The sequence below is a fragment of the Polymorphum gilvum SL003B-26A1 genome, assembly GCF_000192745.1.
GTDB lineage: Bacteria > Pseudomonadota > Alphaproteobacteria > Rhizobiales > Stappiaceae > Polymorphum > Polymorphum gilvum.
This window is the reverse complement of the sequence record NC_015259.1, coordinates 2,354,375-2,375,069: the sequence shown is the minus strand read 5'-3', so window position 1 is coordinate 2,375,069 and position 20,695 is coordinate 2,354,375. Positions and strand designations below refer to the sequence as shown.

At 67.9% G+C, this 20,695-nt stretch carries 19 protein-coding genes; 9 read left to right on the top strand and 10 right to left on the bottom strand.

The window, feature by feature from the left end; genetic code table 11:
* Nucleotides 1–5 precede the first annotated feature (5 nt).
* The 5 genes from uraH to SL003B_RS11340 all read right to left on the bottom strand — a co-directional run bounded on the left by uraH (nucleotide 6) and on the right by SL003B_RS11340 (nucleotide 4,266).
* Nucleotides 6–356: a hydroxyisourate hydrolase gene (uraH, locus tag SL003B_RS11360; protein WP_041375503.1), complete on the bottom strand. Its 351-nt coding sequence runs from the start codon at nucleotides 354–356 to the stop codon at nucleotides 6–8.
* A 108-nt stretch (nucleotides 357–464) separates the two neighbouring features.
* On the bottom strand, nucleotides 465–1,397 hold the full coding sequence (locus SL003B_RS11355; RefSeq protein WP_013652989.1) for a LysR family transcriptional regulator: 933 nt from the start codon (nucleotides 1,395–1,397) through the stop codon (nucleotides 465–467).
* Between the two features lie 16 nt (nucleotides 1,398–1,413).
* The gene (locus tag SL003B_RS11350) at nucleotides 1,414–2,391 is read right to left on the bottom strand and encodes a quinone oxidoreductase family protein (RefSeq protein ID WP_013652988.1); all 978 of its coding nucleotides are present in this window, start codon (nucleotides 2,389–2,391) and stop codon (nucleotides 1,414–1,416) included.
* A gap of 43 nt (nucleotides 2,392–2,434) precedes the next feature.
* A complete protein-coding gene (locus SL003B_RS11345; protein WP_013652987.1) occupies nucleotides 2,435–3,151 on the bottom strand; it encodes a CDP-alcohol phosphatidyltransferase family protein in 717 nt (238 codons plus the stop codon).
* Between the two features lie 212 nt (nucleotides 3,152–3,363).
* The gene (locus SL003B_RS11340; RefSeq protein WP_242390240.1) at nucleotides 3,364–4,266 is read right to left on the bottom strand and encodes a DUF2182 domain-containing protein; all 903 of its coding nucleotides are present in this window, start codon (nucleotides 4,264–4,266) and stop codon (nucleotides 3,364–3,366) included.
* 220 nt (nucleotides 4,267–4,486) lie between these two features.
* Between SL003B_RS11340 and SL003B_RS11335 the strand changes: the two genes are divergently transcribed.
* Complete coding sequence (locus SL003B_RS11335; protein ID WP_422613593.1) at nucleotides 4,487–5,758, top strand: UbiH/UbiF family hydroxylase; 1,272 nt, start codon at nucleotides 4,487–4,489, stop codon at nucleotides 5,756–5,758.
* A 5-nt stretch (nucleotides 5,759–5,763) separates the two neighbouring features.
* Here the strand turns inward: SL003B_RS11335 and SL003B_RS11330 are convergent, their stop codons facing one another.
* The gene (locus SL003B_RS11330) at nucleotides 5,764–6,717 is read right to left on the bottom strand and encodes an AEC family transporter (RefSeq protein ID WP_013652984.1); all 954 of its coding nucleotides are present in this window, start codon (nucleotides 6,715–6,717) and stop codon (nucleotides 5,764–5,766) included.
* A gap of 177 nt (nucleotides 6,718–6,894) precedes the next feature.
* On the opposite strand from SL003B_RS11330, the gene SL003B_RS11325 reads away from it, so the two are divergent.
* The 3 genes from SL003B_RS11325 to hspQ all read left to right on the top strand — a co-directional run bounded on the left by SL003B_RS11325 (nucleotide 6,895) and on the right by hspQ (nucleotide 9,363).
* Complete coding sequence (locus SL003B_RS11325) at nucleotides 6,895–7,782, top strand: lysophospholipid acyltransferase family protein (RefSeq protein WP_013652983.1); 888 nt, start codon at nucleotides 6,895–6,897, stop codon at nucleotides 7,780–7,782.
* Between the two features lie 106 nt (nucleotides 7,783–7,888).
* Entirely contained in the window at nucleotides 7,889–8,929 is a 1,041-nt protein-coding gene (locus SL003B_RS11320) for an HpcH/HpaI aldolase/citrate lyase family protein (RefSeq protein ID WP_013652982.1), read from the top strand.
* 110 nt (nucleotides 8,930–9,039) lie between these two features.
* Nucleotides 9,040–9,363: a heat shock protein HspQ gene (hspQ, locus tag SL003B_RS11315; RefSeq protein WP_041375501.1), complete on the top strand. Its 324-nt coding sequence runs from the start codon at nucleotides 9,040–9,042 to the stop codon at nucleotides 9,361–9,363.
* Between the two features lie 71 nt (nucleotides 9,364–9,434).
* Here hspQ and SL003B_RS11310 read toward each other — a convergent pair whose 3' ends face one another.
* Nucleotides 9,435–10,046: an invasion associated locus B family protein gene (locus tag SL003B_RS11310; RefSeq protein WP_013652980.1), complete on the bottom strand. Its 612-nt coding sequence runs from the start codon at nucleotides 10,044–10,046 to the stop codon at nucleotides 9,435–9,437.
* Nucleotides 10,047–10,320: 274 nt separating this feature from the next.
* On the opposite strand from SL003B_RS11310, the gene SL003B_RS11305 reads away from it, so the two are divergent.
* From SL003B_RS11305 to SL003B_RS11290, 4 genes are all read left to right on the top strand, one after another.
* Nucleotides 10,321–12,210: an extracellular solute-binding protein gene (locus SL003B_RS11305; RefSeq protein WP_242390238.1), complete on the top strand. Its 1,890-nt coding sequence runs from the start codon at nucleotides 10,321–10,323 to the stop codon at nucleotides 12,208–12,210.
* 24 nt (nucleotides 12,211–12,234) lie between these two features.
* On the top strand, nucleotides 12,235–13,866 hold the full coding sequence (locus SL003B_RS11300) for an AMP-binding protein (protein WP_013652978.1): 1,632 nt from the start codon (nucleotides 12,235–12,237) through the stop codon (nucleotides 13,864–13,866).
* A 4-nt stretch (nucleotides 13,867–13,870) separates the two neighbouring features.
* Entirely contained in the window at nucleotides 13,871–15,034 is a 1,164-nt protein-coding gene (locus tag SL003B_RS11295; protein WP_013652977.1) for a hypothetical protein, read from the top strand.
* A gap of 97 nt (nucleotides 15,035–15,131) precedes the next feature.
* On the top strand, nucleotides 15,132–15,800 hold the full coding sequence (locus SL003B_RS11290) for a DsbA family oxidoreductase (RefSeq protein WP_013652976.1): 669 nt from the start codon (nucleotides 15,132–15,134) through the stop codon (nucleotides 15,798–15,800).
* Nucleotides 15,801–15,878: 78 nt separating this feature from the next.
* Here SL003B_RS11290 and eno read toward each other — a convergent pair whose 3' ends face one another.
* From eno to kdsA, 3 genes are all read right to left on the bottom strand, one after another.
* Nucleotides 15,879–17,153, bottom strand: coding sequence for a phosphopyruvate hydratase (eno, locus tag SL003B_RS11285; RefSeq protein WP_013652975.1), 1,275 nt, complete (start codon nucleotides 17,151–17,153; stop codon nucleotides 15,879–15,881).
* An 86-nt stretch (nucleotides 17,154–17,239) separates the two neighbouring features.
* Nucleotides 17,240–18,559, bottom strand: a complete 1,320-nt coding sequence (locus SL003B_RS11280) for a UDP-glucose dehydrogenase family protein (protein WP_013652974.1) — start codon at nucleotides 18,557–18,559, stop codon at nucleotides 17,240–17,242.
* 36 nt (nucleotides 18,560–18,595) lie between these two features.
* Entirely contained in the window at nucleotides 18,596–19,435 is an 840-nt protein-coding gene (gene kdsA / locus SL003B_RS11275) for a 3-deoxy-8-phosphooctulonate synthase (RefSeq protein WP_041375500.1), read from the bottom strand.
* A gap of 316 nt (nucleotides 19,436–19,751) precedes the next feature.
* On the opposite strand from kdsA, the gene galU reads away from it, so the two are divergent.
* Nucleotides 19,752–20,645 carry a UTP--glucose-1-phosphate uridylyltransferase GalU gene (galU, locus tag SL003B_RS11270; RefSeq protein ID WP_013652972.1) on the top strand — a complete coding sequence of 298 codons (894 nt, stop codon included), beginning with the start codon at nucleotides 19,752–19,754 and terminating at the stop codon, nucleotides 20,643–20,645.
* Nucleotides 20,646–20,695 lie beyond the last annotated feature (50 nt).

Genomic DNA, 20,695 nt, shown 5'->3' with positions numbered 1-20,695 from the left:
CGCCGTCAGCTCCCGCGATAGGTCGAGTAGCCGTAGGGGGACAGCAGCAGCGGCACATGGTAGTGCTCGCGCGCCGAGGCGATGCCGAAGCGGATCGGAATGACGTCGAGGAACGGCGGTTCGGGCAGATCGACGCCCGATGCCTTCAGATAGGCACCGGCGAAGAAGCGCAGTTCATAGACGCCCGGACCGAATTCGGAGCCTTCCAGGATCGGCCCGTCGACGCGGCCGTCGGCATTGGTGACGACCGTGCGCAGGCGTGAGGCCTTTGGCTCGACCGCCCACAACTCGATGGTCAGACCCGCAGCCGGCCGCCCCGATGCGGTGTCGAGCACATGCGTCGTCAAACGCCCCATTCTCTCCCCTCTTTCGTCTGCCGGCGGCCGAAGGCACTTCGCCACCTCACTACAGGTTGCCCGAAAACGTCGAGTGACAATAGAACCGATTCCTGCGCGCTTCGATGCCTAAATGGCATCAATAACGGGCAGATGTTCCCGCAAGGCGCTCACGGCATGATCGAAGAACATGCCGGGCGCGAGGGCCAGCGCGCGCATCGACGAGGTCACGACGCTGAGCCGGTCGTGCTGCAGCGGCGCGTCGGACAGCGGCTTGAACACCAGCGACCCGCGCACAAGGTCCGGCTCCAGGCCGATCTTGGTCTGGAAGCCGATGGCGATGTCGCCGCGGGCGAGCGCGCGCAGGAAGCTCAGCGAATTGGCCTCGACATAGGTGCGCAGCTTGCCGGGAATGCGCGCCAGTGCGGCGTCGAGCCGGGTGCGCAGCGACAGCCCCTCGGCCGGCAGCACCACCGGATAGCGCAGGCAGTCGGCGAGCGTCAGGTCGTCCTTGGCCGCGAGCGGATGGCCCGGCGCCATCACCGCGCCGATCACCAGCTCGTGGCGGAAGGCGACCGTCAGCGCCGAGGTCTGCGGCGGATCGAAGGTGAAGCCGACGTCCGCCTCGCCGGCCTCGACCATGGCGGCAGCCCTGGCTGAACTGGTCACCGTGACCGAGACATGGATGCCGGGGTAGGACTTGCGGAACGAACCGATCACCGCCGGCAGGATCGCCTCGGCAACGCTTTCCACCGTGGCGATGGCGACCGTGCCGCGGCGCAGGCCCTTCAGCGCGTCGAGTTCGGCGATGGTGCCCTCGAAGTCGGAATAGGTGCGCCGGACATGGGCGAGCAGGATCTCGCCCGCTTCCGACAGGCGCAGGCGCCGGCCGACGCGCTCGAACAGCTGCAGCTCGAGCGCCTCCTCCAGCCACAGGATCTGGCGGTTCACCGCCGAGGAGGCGACATTGAGGCTGCGCGCCGCTGCGCGGATCGATCCCGCCTCGGCGACGGCCGAAAAGTAGCGCATGGCCGGCGCATAGAGGTTGCGAGCCCTGTCCACGCCACCCCCCTCGCTCCTAGGGCAGCAGCACGGTGGTGCCGGTGGTCTTGCGCCCCTCCAGGTCGCGGTGCGCCTGAGCGGCATCGGCCAGGCGGTACTCTTGGTTGACCTCGATTGTCACGGCGCCGGAACCGACCACGTCGAACAGGTCCCCCGCCGTCTCCTCCAGGTCGGAACGCGCGGCGATGTAGGTGAACAGCGTCGGTCGCGTGGCGAACAGCGACCCCTTCTGAGCGAGAAGCGCCAGGTTGAAGTCGGTGATCGGGCCGGAGGACTGGCCGAAGGATACCCACATGCCGAGCGGCTTCAGGCAGTCGAGCGAGCCCGGATAGGTGTCCTTGCCGACCGAATCGTAGACCACGTCGCAGCCCTTGCCATCGGTGATCTCCTTCACCCGCTCGACGAAGTTCTCGCTGCGGTAGTTGATGACATGGGCGTAGCCGTGCGCCCTGGCGAGCTCGGCCTTGTCGTCGGAGCCGACCGTGCCGATCACCGTCGCGCCCAGATGGGCCGCCCACTGGCCGGCGATCAGGCCGACGCCGCCGGCTGCGGCATGAAACAGCAGCGTCGTCTCCGCCGTCACCTTGAAGGTCCGCCGCAGCAGGTAGCGCGCGGTCATGCCCTTCAGCATCATGCCGGCCGCCGTCTTGTCGTCGATGCCGTCGGGCACCTTGACCAGCCGGTCCGCCGGGATCAGCCGCTCCTGGGCATAGGCTCCGAGCGGACCGACATAGGCGACCCGGTCGCCGGGCGCGACATGGCTGATGCCTGGCCCGACCGACAGCACCACGCCGGCGCCCTCGTTGCCGGGAATCAGCGGCAGGCCATTCGGCGCGGGATAGAGGCCGGTGCGGTAGTAGGTGTCGAGAAAGTTCAGTCCGATCGCGGTGTGTCGGATGCGTGCCTCGCCCGGGCCGGGCTCGCCGAGTTCCACCTGTTCCCATTGCAGCACGTCCGGGCCGCCGGTGCGGTGGATGCGAATTGCCTGGATCATGTCGTCTGTCTCCCGATGGTCTGTTCCGGCCGCTTGTCTGCGCTCAGATGTAGCGCTCCAGCGCCTGATGAATGGCCGATACTGTCAGAAGATAGAAGCTGGACAAGGCCAGAATCCATGCGGAGAGGCCGGAAAGAACCATGCCGTCGATTACCGCTGTGGCCGCCGCGACGAACCAGGCCGCCGTCACCGCGAGCGTGAGCGGACGCCAGCGGACGACGCGGACCGGATGCACGAACCGGACCGGCAGGAAGGTGAACAGGCAGCACAGCAGAACGAAGCCGATGGTGAAGCCCTGCGACGGCGACAGCACCATCAGGCCGAACACGACCATGTTCCATCCGGCCGGAAAGCCCTTGAATGCGCCGTCAGGCGTCTTCATGCCGTTGTCGGCGAAATAGAGTGCGCCGGTGAACACCACCAGGCCGCCGCAAATCCAGTTCCACGGCTGGTCCAGCATGGTGCTGGCGGACAGGGCAAAGGCCGGCAGGAACACGTAGGTCGCGTAGTCGATGACGAAATCGAGCGAGGCGCCCGACCATCGCGGCAGGCGCTTGGCGATCTGGAACCGGCGGGCGAGCGGACCGTCGATGCCGTCGACCACCAGGGCGAGCCCCAGCCAAGCGAACAGTTCCGCCCAGTTGCCGCGCGCGCCCGCCAGCAGCGCGATCAGAGCGATCGGCGCGCCGGAGGCGGTCAGGACATGGATGAGGAACAGGGCCGGTTCGGGAACGTCCTTGTCGGGGGTGATGTCGGTCAAGACTGCGGTTCCCTGTTCGTCGGGCAAGAAACGACGTCGCATGCCGGAGCGGGCTGGAAAACGGCCGGTTCCGCGCAAATCGAACGGCCTCCCGCGCCGGGCGCCACAGGCCCGTCCGGCACGCCCGATCATGCGGCAGCTCCGCCGACAGCCCGGTATTATTTCAATTTCGCGACTGTGGGAACAGGGTCTTTTTGACCCCTGGCGCCGCGTCAGCCGAGCATGCCGGTGGCAACCGCGATCAGGAACCCGCCCCAGACGAGAAGAAAGACGCCTATTGCTCTGTAAAGCAAGCTACTTGGAATATTTTTCTCAACTATCATGATAATACCGAGCAGCGCGATCCAGACGATGTTCATGACGCCGACGGCGAACATCACGGTCATCAGCGCCCAACAGCAACCGAAGCAGGCGAGCCCCTGGGCGACGCCCTCGCCATACAGGGAAACGAAGGTCGGCCGACCGGAGCCCGCTATCTGCCAGCGCGGCACCCAGCAGCGCACAAGGCAGGCCTGCTTGGCCGGCGTGAACTGGTAGAGACCGGCGGCGACCAGCGTCGTCCCCGACAGCACCAGACTCGCCGGCGCCATCATCGGCGACATCATGCCGGCGAGCGTGAGGCCCCACTGCGCCAGGGTGGCGACCAGCGCATAGGCGGCCCACACCGACAGATAGCCGGCAATCAGGAACGCGGCGGTCGACAGCACTGCGCCGGACCGCGCCGATGCGCCGGTGCGGGAGACGAATGCGTCGATCACCGGCACCGCGCTGGGCAGCATCATGGCCAGCGTCATCATCAGCCACATCAGGAAGACAATACCGAAATCCGACGCGCCCCAGGTCTCGGCCGGCATGCCGAAGGTCGCCACCTCGCCCGGCAGGCACAGGACGGCGAGCGCCGCCCGTGCCTCGGCGGACAGGCCGGCGAACAGGTTGAACGCGTTGAACAGCCCCATTCCGGGTCCCGCCTCGGTCATGTCCATGACCGGAACCATGTCGGCAACCATGGCCGCCAGGTAGGCCCAGCCGACGAGCGCGAGGCTACCGGCCAGCAGGATGACCAGAACCCGTGCCTTCCGGCTGGATGCGGGCAGTGCTCCGCTGTCGGGGTTCACGGGGGCGGTTTCCGTTTTCGAGATCGCGGTCATGCCGGTTCAATCGCTTCCCATGGAGCTTCCAGAAGACTCGCCGCCAGCGCAACACCCTTGTACGCCCAAACAGCTGCAAGCGCGCTCTTTGCGGCGCCGCGAAGGCCGCGACCTGTGGCCGCACAGCGCTACTACGGCCGTCGGGCGGCGGCATTGCGGCAGGTCAAAGCCTTGCAAATACGCACGGATGCCCCATTGTCAGCGCCAACAGGAAACCAGTCACGGCCCAAAGACCATGTCCCCAGCCTCCTCCGCCCCCACTCGTTTCGATGTCGCCGTCATCGGCGCCGGGCCCGCCGGCATGACCGCCGCCCTCCTGTTCGCGCGACGCGGGTTCGCGACCGCACTGGTCGCTCCGCAGGTCAACCTTCAGGACGCCCGCACGACCGCGCTGCTGGAGGCTTCCGTCCGGTTGCTGCGCTCGCTCGACCTGTGGGACGCGCTGGAGCCCCGCTCGGCCCCGCTTGCGCACATGCGCCTGATCGACGACACCGGCCGGCTGATCCGGGCGCCCGAGGTCACCTTCGACGCCGCCGAACTCGGCCTGGAGGCCTTCGGCTACAATATCCTCAACCGGGATCTCAACGCCGTGCTGATGGCCGCGGTCGAGGCCGAATCGGGGCTGACCTGGCTTCAGGACACTGCCGCCTCAGTCCGCCCCGGCGCCGACCGGGTCGACCTGTCGCTCGCCTCCGGCACCGCCGTCGCCGCCCGCTTGGTGGTGGGGGCCGACGGACGCGAATCGCTGGTGCGCGAGGCCGCCGGCATCGCGACGCGGCGCTGGACCTATCCGCAGAAGGCGCTGGTGCTCAATCTCGACCATAGCCGCCCGCACAGCACCATCTCGACCGAATTCCACACCCCGACGGGCCCGTTCACGCTGGTGCCCCTGCCCGGCTGCATGTCGTCGCTGGTCTGCGTGGTCGAACCGGAAACCGCAGACCGGCTCGCCGCGCTCGACGACGCGGCGCTGGCGCGGGAGTTGGAGCGCCGTGCCCACTCGATCCTGGGGGCGTTCACGATCGCCGGCACGCGCCAACTCTATCCCCTGTCCGGCCTCGTCGCGACGTCTGTGGCCTCAGCCCGCTGCGCGCTGGTCGGCGAGGCCGCGCACGTGTTTCCGCCGATCGGCGCCCAAGGCCTCAACCTCGGCCTGCGCGACGTCGCGGATCTGGTGGAAACAGTGGATCGGGCACGTCGGCGCGGCGAGGACATCGGAGGCGCCGCCGTGCTCGCCCGCTACGAGGCCACCCGGCGCAGCGACATCGCCAGCCGCACGGCCGCGGTCGACCTGCTGAACCGTTCGCTGCTGTCCGGCTTTCTGCCCGTGCAGGCGCTGCGCAGCGTCGGGCTCTATCTCGCCGGCCGGATCGGCCCGCTGCGGCGCCTGCTGATGCGCGAGGGCATCACGCCGCGGGCCGCGCGGCTGGCCCCGCCGGTGTGGCGCGCGGCCGGCTAGCGTATTTACCCGGCCGGCAGATAGCCGTGGGTGATTGCCCAGATGAATCCGGTCACGGTCACGACCGAGGCCATGGTGCCGATCATCACGAAGGTGGACGCCCGGCTCATGTAGACCTGGTACTGCTGGGCGATGACGAAGACGTTGGTCGCCGGCGGCAGGCAGGCCATCAGCACCGCGGTCGCCACCCAGACCGGATCGAAGCCGCCGATCCAGCGCAACATCAGGTAGACCAGCACCGGGTGGACGATCAGCTTGACCACCAAGATCGCCGGCAGTTCCACCGGGATCTTGCCGACCGGGCGCTGGGCGACGGTGACCCCCATGGCGAACAGCGCACAGGGCGCGGCCGCATTGCTGAGGAACCGCAGCATGGTGGCGATTCCCTCCGGCGGCTCGAATTCGATCGCAGCGGCGAAGATGCCGGCGATGGTGGCAAGGATGAAGGGATGCAGGATCACCCGCAGCACCGCCGTGCGGATGGTCTCCAGCAGCGGCTTCCTGTCGGTACCGCCGATCGCCATCATCAGCGGCGCCAGGATGAACATCAGCGTGTTGTCGAAACACAGCACGAAGGCGGTCGGCACGGTCGCAGCCGGACCGAGCACGGCGAGCGTCAGCCCCGGTCCCATGTAACCGATGTTCGAATAGGATCCCGCGAAGGCGAGGATGGTCGATTCGGGAATCGCGCCGCGCGTCGCCAGCACGCCGATGCAGAAGGAGATGGCGAACACCGTGTAGGTGGTGAAGGTCGTCGTCGCCACGTAGGTGAGGTCGGTCAGTTGCTCGATCGGCGTTTCCGACAGCAGCCGGAAGAACAGCGCCGGCAACGCGATATAGATGATGAAGAAATTCATCCACTCCATGCCGGCTGCCGGGATCTTGCGGATCTTGCCCGCCGCGAAACCGAGGAAGATCAGGCCGAAGAACGGAAACGCGAGCGAGATGACGTCTTGCATGGATGGGTCCGTGGCCGGCGGCTTCAGGCGTGTCCGGGATGGCAGAGGTTGCTTGCATCGCGGCATAGGCTTGGGTAATGACGCCTAACCTGTTCTCTGGACACGGTCAATTGTACGGCTGTCGCGCCGGCGCCGTACCCTGGCACGTCACAGCTCACCGAACGGATCCGGACCGGCATGCCTCCTCGCTCCCTTCTTGCTGCCGTGCGCCACCGCATCGAATGGCTGGCCCTGATCGCGGTGGTGACCCTGTTCAGGCTGATACCGGTCGACGCCGCCTCCGCGGCCATGGGCTTCCTGTGGCGCAGCCTGGCGCCATTCAACAAGCGCCACAAGCGTGCACTTAAGCATCTGAAAGTGGCCTTTCCCGAAAAAAGTGACGTGGAGTGCGAGGCGATCGCGCGCGGCATGTGGAGCAACCTCGGCAGGGTCGCCGCAGAGACTTTCCACATCGACCGCCTGCTCGTCCAGGACGCGCGCTTCGAGGCAGTTCCGGACCCCGAAACCGAACGCATCCTCGCCTCCGGCTCGGGCTGCATCTTCGTGTCGCTGCACACCGGCAACTGGGAACTGTGCGTGCAGCCGGCGGTGCGCCAGGGGCTTGCGATCGCCGGCGTGTACCAGGCGCTGACCAATCCCCGCTCCGACGCGCTGTTGCGGAGCATGCGCAGGGATCTCTACAAGGCCGGCCTCTACTCCAAGGGCCACCAAACCGCTCGCAAGCTCATCGCCATCCTGCGTCAGGGCGGCATCGTGGCACTGATGGGCGACCTGCGCGAAGTACGCGGCATCCAGGTGCCCTTCTTCGGCCGGCCAGCCTATGCGACACCCGTGCCGGCCAGCCTTGCCCGCTCGGTCGGCGTGCCGATCATCGTCGGCCGCGTGGTGCGCACGCGCGGCGTCCGCTTCCGCGTCGAGGGCCGTTGCCTGCATGTGCCCGTCACCGACGATCGCCAGGACGACATCGTCCAGGCGACCGCCGCGATCCACGCCCTCTTCGAGGAATGGATCCGCGAGCACCCGGACCAGTGGATGTGGATCCACCGCAAATGGGCGACCGGCTGAGCCTGCCCTGCACCTTTCGGGGAATGGTTGCAGCGCAGCGAAAGCGCTATAGGCTTGCCCGATGCGCAGTCCGGCAGGTCCGCCGGTACTTGGACAGGGAGAGCACATGAAAACGCCCCGCGCCTTTTATTCGCCGCTCGCCATCGGCGCTCCGGCGCCGTTCCGCGACCTGCCCGTGCGCCTGGAGCGCATGATCCATTTCGTGCCGCCGCACATCGAGAAGATGCGCGCCAAGGTGCCGGACCTGATCGCCCAGGTCGACGTGGTGCTCGGCAACCTGGAGGACGCGATTCCCGCCGACGCCAAGCTCGACGCCCGTCGCGGCTTCATCAGGATGGCCGAGGACAACGACTTCGCGCAGACCGGCCTGTGGACCCGCGTCAACTGCCTCAACAGCCCCTGGTTCCTCGACGACATGCTGGAGATCGTGCCCGCGGTCGGCAACAAGCTCGACGTCGTCATGCTGCCGAAGGTGGAAGGCCCCTGGGACATCCACTATCTCGATCAGCTGCTCGCCCAGCTCGAGGCACGCGCCGGCATTTCCCGGCCGATCATGATCCACGCCATCCTGGAGACGGCGGAAGGGGTGAAGAACGTCGAGGCCATCGCCACCGCCTCACCGCGTATGCACGGCATGAGCCTCGGCCCCGCCGACCTCGCCGCCTCGCGCGGCATGAAGACCACTCGCGTCGGCGGCGGCCATCCCGACTACGCCGTGCTGTCCGACGCCGGCGAGGGCGGCGCGCGCACCGCCTATCAGCAGGACCTGTGGCACTATACGGTCGGCAAGATGGTCGACGCCTGTCTGTCGGCCGGCTTGAAGCCCTTCTACGGTCCGTTCGGCGACTTCTCCGACCCGCTCGCCTGCGAGGCCCAGTTCCGCAACGCCTTCCTGATGGGCTGCCTCGGCGCCTGGTCGCTTCATCCGACCCAGATCGACATCGCCAAGCGCGTGTTCAGCCCCGATCCGTCCGAAGTGGCCTTCGCCCGCAAGATCCTCGACGCCATGCCCGACGGCACCGGCGCGGTGATGATCGACGGCAAGATGCAGGACGACGCGACCTGGAAACAGGCCAAGGTGATCGTCGACCTCGCACGCCTGGTGGCGTCCAAGGATCCGGCGCTTGCCGAGGTTTACGGTCTCTAGACAGTCACCTATTATGATCGCCTGACTGCGGCCGGATCCCTCCGGCCCGAGCGATGACTTCCACGGGCCCCCGCCGGCGACGTGCGGGGGTCTTGGGCACGGTGACCGGAATGCGTACCGCCAAGTTCAAGATCGGCCAGGTCGTGCGCCATCGGATCTATCCCTTCCGCGGCGTCATCTTCGACGTCGATCCGACCTTCAACAACACCGAGGAATGGTGGAACGCCATTCCCGAGGACGTGCGGCCCTCGCGCGACCAGCCATTCTACCACCTGCTCGCGGAGAACGAGGAGACCGAGTACGTCGCCTACGTTTCCGAGCAGAACCTCGTGCCCGACGAGACCGGAGACCCGATCCGCCATCCCCAGGTCGACGAGATCTTCGAGGAACAGTCGGACGGCTCCTACCTGCCGCGCACCGTCGACCTGCACTGACCTCTGCGACCCGCAACGAAAAACGCCGCATCCGGGGGATGCGGCGTTTTTCGTGGTTCGAAAGGCCGGACTCAGTTGGCCTGCTGCTGCTTCTCGATCAGCTTCTGGCGCGCCTCGTCCGCACGCTTCTGCAGTTCGTCCTGGAGTTGCTGCTGCTTCTTTTGCACTTCGGCGACATCCATCGGCGCGCCGTCATAGACCTTGGTGAAGCCCGCCAGCGTCAGCTCCAGCGGCACCGGCTTGGCCTGCTGGTTGAGCGTGGTCAGGATCAGCTTGCCGCCCTTCTTAAGCGAGGCGACGAAGGCATCGTCGATGACCAGTTCCGAATAGCAGGCGTTGGGGAAGCAGATGCCGTACTTGGCTTCGGTCTGCTTGCCTCCGTCGATCTGCACGCGCAGGCCCGGCTGGATCAGCATGCCGGTCGGAACGGCGATCAGCAGCGTCTTGCGCGCCTCGCCGGAAATCTCACGGACCGCGACCGAGGACAGGAACTGGCCCGTGTTGGTGCGCAGTTCCTGGGTGATCAGGCAGATCTCCTTGTTCACGTTCGGGTCGGTGTTGCACACCTTGACCCAGGGGGATTCCTCTTCCGCGCCCTGTGCCTGGACCACGGCGACAGACCCGAGGACCGCCAGCGCGGCGACCGCGCAACCCGCCAGTCCCCTGTTGAAAAAACTCTTCATTCGAAACATCCTCGATTGTGCGTTCGCAGTCCTGAGGGAACCCCTCGCCTCTCACGTTCCATGCCTCGGCCAAGGCAGGCCTCGTCCCTCCATGGAAACACCCGTTGCACAATGAATGCGGCAAGAGGGTGGCCCGGATCGCGCGCGCCCATGTTTAACTGCATCGCCAGAGAATTTCCAGCGCTGCCGGCGCGAGACGGGACGCCTGTGCGGAAGCGGTGTGATAGCATTCGCCAGAGAATCAAGACCAGCGAAGCAAGGGCCCTGCCGAGACATGACGATGCGCCTGTTCCCGTCCTGCCGTCGACGCGCGCCAGCCTTGCGCCGCCGGCTGGCGGCGGGCTGCGTCGCGCTCGGGCTGGCCTGCGTCCTGGCCCTGGACGGCCACGGCCTGCAGGCCCAGGAAGACGAGGTGCCGGCCGTCCATGCGATCGCCATGCACGGCGAGCCGGCGCTGCCGGCGGACTTCACCGCTTTTCCCTACGCCAATCCGGACGCCCCCAAGGGCGGCACTCTGCGGCTCGGCGTGCAGGGCACCTTCGACAGTCTCAATCCCTTCATCGTCCAGGGCGGCTGGACCAGCGCGCGCGGCATGAAGGAGCGCCAGTTCGGCGAGAACGTTCTTGAAAGCCTGATGATCCGCTCCAACGCGGAGCCGTTCACGCTCTATGGTCACCTGGCCGAACGCGTGCGCCTGCCCGACAGCCGCGAGTGGATCGAGTTCATCCTCAATCCGAAAGCCCGGTTTTCCGACGGTAGCCCGGTCACCGTCGACGACGTGATTTTCTCCCTCGAGATCGTGCGCGACAAGGGCCGGCCGCCGTTCCGCAACTGGTATGCCGAGATCGTGCGAACCGAAGTCACCGGCGAGCGGTCGGTAAAGTTCCATTTCCGCGACGGCGAGAACCGGGAACTGCCGCTGCTGATCGCGCTGGCGCCGATCTTTTCCAGGACGGCGACCGACCCCGACACCTTCGACCGGTCGACGCTGAAGCCGCCGCTCGGCACCGGGCCTTATGTCTTCGCCGAGATCGACCCCGGCCGCCGGGTGGTGTACCGGCGCAATCCCGACTACTGGGGGCGCGATCTGCCGGCCAAGCGCGGCTTCGACAACTTCGACGAGATCCGCGTCGAGTACTATCGCGACGAGACGACGCTGAACGAGGCCTTCCGCAAGGGACTGATCGACGTGCTGGGCTTCAACAACCCGGCGCGTTGGCTCAACGGCTTCGACTTTCCGGCCGCGCGCGAGGGCAAGGTCGTCCGCAAGGAGATCGCCAAGGGCACGCCGGCCAACATGCAGGGCATGGCCTTCAACACGCGGCGCGCGCTGTTCTCCGATGTCCGGGTACGCCGCGCCCTGGCCATGCTGTTCGATTTCGAATGGGTCAACCGCAATCTCTACTCCGGCCTGTACCGGCGCACCGCCGGCTACTGGGACAATTCGGACCTGTCCTCGATCGGCCGGCCGGCGGATGCGCGCGAACGCGAACTGCTGGCGCCGTTCCCCGACGCCGTCGATGCGGACGTACTGGAGGGATCCTGGCGACCGGCGGAGACGGACGGTTCCGGCCGGGACCGCAAGGTGCTGCGCGCCGCGCTGTCGCTGCTGCAGTCGGCCGGCTTCGCGCTCAAGGACGGCATCCTCGCCGACGCCGCCGGCACGCCGCTCGCCTTCGAGATCCTGACCAAGAACGAGGACGAGGAAAAGCTGGCGCTCGTCTATGCCCGCAGCCTCGACCTGATCGGCATCAAGGTTCTGGTCCGCACGGTCGATCCGTCCCAGTTCGAGGACCGGCGCATCAAGTTCGACTTCGACATGGTGTTCAACACCTGGCAGGCCTCCCTGTCGCCCGGCGGCGAGCAGTACGGGCGCTGGTCGACGAGTGCCGCCGACACGCCCGGCTCGTTCAACATCACGGGCGCGAAGAACCCGGCGGTCGACGCCCTGATCGACGCCATGGTCGGCGCGCGCACCCGGGAAGACTTCGTCTCCGCCGTGCGCGCCTTCGACCGGGTGCTGGTGTCCGGCGCCTATGCGGTGCCGCTGTTCCATCCGCCGGGCGAATGGCTGGGGCACTGGACCCGCATCGCCGCACCCGACACCTTCCCGCTCTACGGCTACCAGTTCGACACCTGGTGGTCTGCCGAGGCGGCCGACTGAGGCTCGCGCCAACGGATATGTCCCATGATAGTCACCCCTGCTGAAACGATCGATCGACACAGGACCAACGGTCTGTGGGGGCGGGTCACGCTGGACGCCCTGTTCCGTAAGACCGCGCAGGCTCATCCCGGCCGGATCGCCATCGTCGACGCGCCGGACCGCTCCGAGTGGACCGGCGGCGAGCCGCGGAGCCTGACCTATGCCGAGGCCGAGCAGGAGATCGAGCGCCTCGCCGGCTTCTATGCGGCGGTCGGACTGGCCACCGATCATGTCGTCGGCCTTCACGCACCCAACACGGTCGACGCCGTGATCGCCTTCCTCGCCGCCCTGCGCGCCGGGCTGATCGTCACGCCGCTGCCGCTGCACTGGCGCCAGAAGGACGTCCTGGAGGCGCTCAACCGCATCGGCGCCAAGGGTCTGGTCGCGGCCGACCGGCTCGAAACGCGCCAGATGGGCCATGCCGCCCGCGACGTGGCGGCGGAACTGTTCAGCCTGCGCTTCGTATTCGGTCTCGGCAAGGAGATCCCGGACGGGCTGATCGAGCTCGGTCCGATGCTGGCCGAAATGGGCGACGGCTTGATGGCCCCCGACCTGAAGCGGCCGGATGCCGCCGAACATACCGCGACGATCACCTGGTCGCGCGGCGGTCGGACGCCGATGCCGGTGACGCGCAGCCACAACCAGTGGATCGCCGCCGGCTTCATGCCGTTCCTGGAAACGCGGCTCGACGAGGGCGCCCATATCCTCGTGCCCTATGCGCTCAGCGGCCTGACCGGCATCGGCGCCGGCCTGCTGCCCTGGCTTCTGTCCAGCGGCACGCTGCACCTGCACCACCCCACCGCGCTGTCGCGGCTTGCCGCCCATGCCGACGCGGTCGAGGCCGACTACGTCCTGCTGCCCGGTCCGCTGGCCCAGACCCTGGACGCCAGGCTCGCCTGCAGGAAGACCACCGTGGTCGCCGCCTGGAGCATATCCGCCCCCCAGGCCGCGACCTTCGTGCCCAGTCACACGCTGGTCGATCTTCATGTTGCCGACGAATATGCCCTGGTCGCGCGCCTGCGCGGCAAGTCGGCGCGCATCCATCCGACCGCGCTCGGCGCCGCCAGCGCGCCGTCCGGGTCCGAGAACGCTCCTGCGCTGGTCGAACTGAAGGCGGAAGATGGCGAGGACGGCCGGCCGCCGGTCCTGTCGGTGCGCGGACCGATGGTGCCTGAGACCGGCTGGACGGCAGGCGGACGCAATGACGGAGGTCTGGCACTCGATGCCAGCGGCTTTCTTCGAACGGGCATTTCGGTGACCAGGGTCGACGGCGGCATTGCCGGTTTCGGCATCCCGGGCGAAAACGCCCCCGGTGCCGGAGACCTCGAGGCACTCGATCTGCTTTACCAGGCCTATCCGGAGGTGCGCGAAGCGGCGGCATTCCTGGTCGAGGATCCGGTCCTGGGCGCTCGGCTGTACGCGGCTCTGGTACCCAACCCCGGTGCGACGCCTGACGCCAGGGCCTTCTTCGCCTATCTGGATGCCGAACGCGTCGACCTCGCCAAGATCCCGCTCAGGGTGCTGATGCTGCAGGTGTTGCCGCGCCACGAGGACGGAACGATCGACCGTGCCCGTCTGGCCCTGCGCGTCCAGCGCCTGGCCGCGGCCGTGGCGTGAGGCGGTGAGCGAGCCCGATCCCGACGGCGACAGCGCCCTGCTCTGGCAGGGGCCGCTCTGGCGCGCCGGCGGGGTACCCTCGCCCACCGCCGTCCCGGGCTGGCCGCAGGAGGTCGACGCGGCGGCCGAGGACTTCGCTGCCGGCGCCGGCCCCCTGCCCTGCGCGGTGGTGATCGATCTGACTGCCTACCTGCCGGACGCCGGCCTGGCGCGGATCGGGGCGCGCATCGCAGGCCTTGCCGGCGAAGTTCCCGTCGTGGTCCTGTGCGCGGGCGATTCGCCGCTCGCAGGCCTGCCCAGGGCGCATGCCATCGTCGAGGCGGCAATCCCGCCGGACGCGCTGTTCAGAATGCTGTGCGCGCTGCAGCGTGCCATCCTGCGCGCCGAGGAAGCGCGCATCCGCCGCATCGTGTTCGGCCGCCTGCCCGACTACGGCAGCGCGCCGCATCATCAGGGCACCTCGGGCCTCCTCGTCGTCGGTCTGGGCCGCCGCTTCGCTGACCTTGACGACGCCCGCCGGCGCAACGTCGAGATCGTCGGCGCCTTCACTGCCGACATGGCCGAGACCTACCTGTCGCAGCGCGCCTTCGACGCCGCCATCCTCGACACCTCGGCGGACGAGGCTGCCTATCTGATCGAGCGCATCCTCCGCGACCCGCGCTTCGCCCGCCTGCCGATCCTCGCCTTCTGCGATGCCTGGGACGACATCGCCGGCCTGTTCCGGGCCGGGGCGAACGACGTCTTCCACGGCGCCATGACACGCGAAACGCTGGCCGGCCGCCTTGCCGCCGCCATCCGACTCGGCAAGCGTCGGCGGCTCGCGGATCGGCTTCTGGCCGAAAGCCGGATCTGGCTGCTGCGCAAGGCCGCAGCCGGCGGAATTTCGCAGTCGCTCTATGACGCCTATCTCGCCCGGGCTCGGCAGGCGGTCGTCGCGCGCGGCCTCGACCTCGCCGAGATGCGCCTGACGACGGAGGCCGTCGAGGCGGCATCCCTGGCCGGCGACCTCGCCGGCACGATCCTGTCGATCGCCGATGCGACCAGCCGCGAGGAGGATCTGGTCTGCGCCGTAGAAGGACGCGGACCGGTGGCGGTGTTCAAGAACGAGCAGGCCGGCCACAGGCTGCGGGCCCGAATCGATGCCATACTCGGCCGCACCGCCCTGTGACCCCGGCGCGCCGGCAAAGTTGCCCCGGCGTGGCGCCGGCGGCGCAAACGCGCTATGTGTCAAGGCTGTTGCCTTTCCGACCAGCGGAGCCTGCGCGATGTCCGACAAATCCCCCCTCGTCGTCGACGTGATCTCCGACGTCATGTGTCCGTGGTGCTTCATCGGCAAGCGCCGGCTGGAGGCCGCGATCCGCGCCGTGCCGGATCTCGCCATCGAGGTGCGCTGGCATCCCTACCAGCTCGACCCGTCCCTGCCCAAGGAAGGCAAGGATCGGAAGACCTATCTCGACGAGAAGTTCGGCGGTCCTCAGCGCGCCGAGGCTGCCTACGAGCGGGTCCGGCAGGCTGGGCGGGACGAAGGCATCCCCTTCGCCTTTGAGAAGATCTCCGTCTCGCCCAACACGCTCGACAGCCACCGACTGATCCTGTGGTCGCGCGCCGACAACCTCCAGAATGAGGTCGTCGAGCGCCTGTTCCAGGTCTATTTCGTCGAGGGCGGCGACCTGTCGAAATCCGAGACTCTGGTCGAGGTCGCGCGCGACACGGGCATGGAATCGGACCTTGTCGAACAGCTGCTGGAGACGGACTCCGACCTCGACAAGATGCAGCGTCAGATCGCCCAGGCCGGCGAGATGGGCGTCACCGGCGTGCCCTGCTTCATCATTGACGGGCGTTTCGCCATCATCGGCGCGGAACCGGCGGACACCATCGCCGCCGCCCTGCGCCACGCCGACGAAACCCGCGCCGAAAGCCCGGCCGAAGCGTAGACGCCGGTCATGAAAAACCCTCCGCCGAAGCGGCGGAGGGCTTGCGGTTCGGGAGCGGCCGGCTTCGGCCCGCGCCGGTCAGGCCTTCAGGATCGAGCGGCCGGCGTAGCGCGCCTGCGGGCCGAGCTCCTGTTCGATGCGGATCAGCTGGTTGTACTTGGCCAGCCGGTCGGAGCGCGCGAGCGAGCCGGTCTTGATCTGACCGCAGTTGGTGGCGACCGCCAGGTCGGCGATGGTCGCGTCCTCGGTCTCGCCCGAGCGGTGCGACATGACGGCCGTGTAGGCGGCCTTGTGTGCCGTCTCGACCGCGTCGAGGGTCTCCGTCAGCGAGCCGATCTGGTTGACCTTGACCAGGATCGAGTTGGCGACGCCCCGGGCGATGCCCTCGCGCAAGCGCGCCGAGTTGGTGACGAACAGGTCGTCGCCGACCAGCTGGCACTTGGTGCCGATGAGGTCGGTCGCCGCCTTCCAGCCGTCCCAGTCGTCCTCGGCCAGGCCGTCCTCGATCGAGATGATCGGGTAGCGGGCGACCAGGTCTTCCAGGTAGCGCGCCATCTGCTCCGGAGCCAGCGTCTTGCCCTCGCCGGCAAGCACGTACTTGCCGTCCTTGAAGAACTCGGTCGAGGCGGCATCGAGGGCGAGATGGATGTCCTCGCCCGGCGTGTAGCCGGCCTTCTCGATCGCCTTCATGACGAAGCCGATGGCCGCATCGGTCGATTCCAGATTCGGCGCGAAGCCGCCCTCGTCGCCGACGTTGGTGTTGTGGCCGGCGTCGTGCAGCGCTTTCTTGAGCGTGTGGAAGACTTCCGCGCCCATGCGCACGGCTTCGGCCAGCGAGCTCGCGCCGACCGGCATGATCATGAATTCCTGGAAGTCGATCGGGTTGTCGGCATGGGCACCGCCGTTGATGATGTTCATCATCGGCACCGGCAGCAGCCGGGCCGAGGTGCCGCCGACGTAGCGATACAGCGGCAGGCCGGCCGACTGGGCCGCCGCCTTGGCGACCGCGAGCGACACGCCCAGGATGGCGTTGGCACCGAGGCGCGCCTTGTTGGGCGTGCCGTCGAGGTCGATCATCGCCTGGTCGATCTGGATCTGGTCCTCTGCGTCGAGGCCGCCGACCGTGTCGAAGATCTCGCCGTTGACGGCGTCGACCGCCTTCTGCACGCCCTTGCCGAGATAGCGCGCCCCGCCGTCGCGCAGCTCAACGGCCTCGTGGGCGCCGGTCGAGGCGCCGGAGGGCACGGCGGCGCGGCCGAAGGCACCGTCTTCCAGAAGGACGTCGACCTCGACGGTCGGATTGCCGCGGCTGTCGAGGATTTCCCGGGCGGTGATGTCGACGATGGCCGTCATGTTCTACTCCCTGTGGGTCCGGCGCGCTCCGGCGCGGGACATGGTGGCGGTCCGGAGGCCCAAGGCGCCCCGGCGGGTCGAAAGGATCAGGCGTCGCCGGCAGGCGGCTTGCCGATGCCGATGTGGCGCAGCCCCGCGGCTGCGGCCTCCTCAGGCCGATAGATGTTGCGCATGTCGACCACCATCCGGCCGGCCATGCACTCCTTCAGCTTGCCGAGATCAAGTCCCCGGTAGACGTTCCATTCCGTCAGCACGGCGACCGCGTCGGCGCCCTCGGCGGCCTCGTAGGGCCCCTCGCACCAGACCACGCCGGGCAGGAGCGGCTCGGCCTGGGCGCGCCCTTCCGGATCGTGCGCCCTGACGGTGACGCCGGCCTTCTGCAGTTCGGGAATGATGACCAGCGACGGCGCGTCGCGCACGTCGTCGGTATTGGGCTTGAAGGCGACGCCGAACACGGCGACGATCCTGCCCGCCGTCTGCGGCCCGAGCGCGGCGAGCACGCGCTGTGCCATCGCCTTCTTGCGCGCCTCGTTGACCTCGATGGTGGTTTCGATCAGGCGCAGCGGCGCGCCCAGCTTGCGTGCGGTGGCAGCGATCGCCGTGGTGTCCTTGGGGAAGCAGGACCCGCCGTAGCCGGGCCCGGCATGCAGGAACTTCGAGCCGATGCGGTTGTCGAGGCCGATGCCGGTCGCAACCCTCTGCACGTCGCCACCGACCTTCTCGCACAGGTCGGCGATCTCGTTGATGAAGGTGATCTTCATCGCCAGGAAGGCGTTGGCCGCGTATTTGGTCAACTCGGCGTTTTCCAGCGACGAGACCACCAGCGGCGCCTCGCGCAGGTTGAGCGGCCGATACAGCCGGCGCAGGGCCGCCTCGCCGCGCTCGTCCTCGACCCCCGCGATGACCCGGTCGGGCCGCATGAAGTCCTCGATCGCCGAGCCCTCGCGCAGGAACTCGGGGTTGGAGGCAATGGAAAAGTCGACGTCGGGTCGCTCGGCGGCAATGATTTCCTTCACCTTGCGGCAGGTGCCGACGACGACCGTCGACTTGATCACCACCACCGCGCCGGGCTTCATGGCGCGCGCGATGCGCCGGGCGGCATCGAACACATACGTCAGGTCCGCCTCGCCGTCGCCGCGCCGCGACGGCGTACCGACCGCGATGAAGACCACGTCGGAACTCGCCACCGCCGCGTCGAAATCCGTCGTGAAGGTCAGCCGGCCCGCGGCGTGGTTGCGGGCGAGCACCTCGTCGAGGCCCGGCTCGTAGATCGGCACCTCCAGCCGGTTGAGCCGCTCGATCTTGGCCGCGTCGATGTCGACGCAGGTGACGTCGAAGCCGAACTCGGCGAAGCACACGCCGGAGACCAGTCCGACGTAGCCCGTTCCGATCATCGAAATCTTCATGGTTCGCTATCCCCGCGACCGCGGCGCCGGCTTGGCCTAGGCGCCGGCCGCCTTGATCACCGCATCGATGTCCTTGAGCTGGCGCAGCAGGCCCGCGAGGTCCTTCAGCGGCACCATGTTGGGGCCGTCGGAAGGGGCATTGTCCGGATCGTCGTGTGTCTCGATGAACAGGCCCGCGACGCCGACCGCGACGGCGGCACGCGCCAGCACCGGGACGAAGCTGCGGTCGCCGCCCGTGGACGCGCCCTGCCCGCCCGGCTGCTGCACCGAATGGGTGGCGTCGAAGATCACCGGGGCGCCGGTCGCCGCCATGATCGGCAGCGCACGCATGTCGGTGACCAGCGTGTTGTAGCCGAAGCTCACGCCGCGCTCGGTCAGCAGCACGTTCGGATTGCCCGATTCGACCACCTTCGCGAGCACGTTCTTCATGTCCCAGGGCGCCAGGAACTGGCCCTTCTTGACGTTGACGACCCGCCCGGTGCGCGCCGCAGCGACCAGGAGGTCGGTCTGCCGGCACAGGAACGCGGGGATCTGCAGCACGTCGACCACCTCGGCGACCGCGGCGCATTGCTCCGCCGCATGCACGTCGGTGAGCACCGGCAGGCCGAGCGTGTCGCGGATCTCGGCGAAGACCGGCAGCGCATCGACCAGCCCGATGCCGCGCCTGCCGTTGAGCGAGGTGCGGTTGGCCTTGTCGAACGAACTCTTGAACACCACGCCGATGCCGAGGGAGCCGGCGATCTCCTTGACCGCGGCGGCCATCTCCAGCGCGTGGGCGCGGCTTTCCATCTGGCACGGGCCGGCGATCAGGCTGAACGGTGCGTCGTTGCTGAAGAAGACGGACCCGACCGGAACCGTCGAACTGGGCTGCGCCATCGAGAGACTTCCTTGCCTGCTGCACCCCGCGTCCGGCGATCGCGGACGACGCGCCGTTGCATACCCGCCTTTTGCCCGCACCGCAACATTCCTCGCCATCCGCGGCGCGGCAAATCGCCCGCCGGCGGCGAGGATCGCCCCGTCGACATAAACCACGTCGCGGAATCCTTCGGCCGGACTTCCTCTCTCCGGTTTCGCCTCCACCGGAATTTCGCTATGAAGATGGGGCCGGATCCTCTGACGCCCCCTGCGGAACTCCCCCTCCTTCCGGGAGTTGACCCGGGGCGCCCGGCGCCGATTTCAGGAGATATTTTTGATGATGAGACCCATTCGCAAGGCTGTCCTGCCCGTTGCAGGCCTTGGAACGCGCTTTCTGCCGGCCACCAAGGCCGTGCCCAAGGAAATGCTGACCATCGTCGACCGGCCGATCATCCAGTACGTGGTCGACGAGGCGCGCGCGGCCGGCATCGAGCACATCGTCTTCGTCACCGGCCGCAACAAGCACGTCATCGAGGACCATTTCGACATCGCCTACGAACTGGAGGACACGCTGCGCGCCCGCTCCAAGACGGCGGCGCTCGACCTCCTGGACAAGATCCGTCCCCATCCGGGTACGACCAGCTTCACCCGCCAGCAGGAGCCGCTCGGCCTTGGCCACGCCATCTGGTGCGCCCGCGACATCATCGGCGACGAGCCCTTCGCCATCCTGCTGCCGGACGTCATCGTCAAGGCGGAGAAGGGCTGCCTCGCGCAAATGGTCGACGTCTATCGGGAGCGCGGCGGCAACGTCATCGCGGTCGAGGAGGTGCCCGAGGACCAGACGCACCAGTACGGCATCGTCAAGCTGGCCGAGGGACCGCGCAGCCGGGCGATGACCATCACCGGCATGGTCGAGAAGCCTGCTCCCGGCACGGCGCCGAGCAACCTGATGATCACCGGCCGCTACATCCTGCAGCCGCAGATCTTCGACCTGCTGTCGCGCCAGGAAACGGGTGCCGGCGGCGAGATCCAGCTCACCGACAGCATGAAGACGCTGATGCAGACGCAGACCTTCACGTCGGTGCAGTTCGAGGGGCGCAGCTACGACTGCGGCTCCAAGGTCGGCTTCCTGTGCGCGAACATCGCCTTCGCCCTGGAACAGCCGGAGCTTGCGGCCGAACTGATGCCGCATCTGAGCGACCTGACCGGCCTGCCCAAGGCCGCCGAATAGGCTCTGCCCGCGCCGCGATCGCTCTTGCATCCGGGCGCGTCCAGCCACTA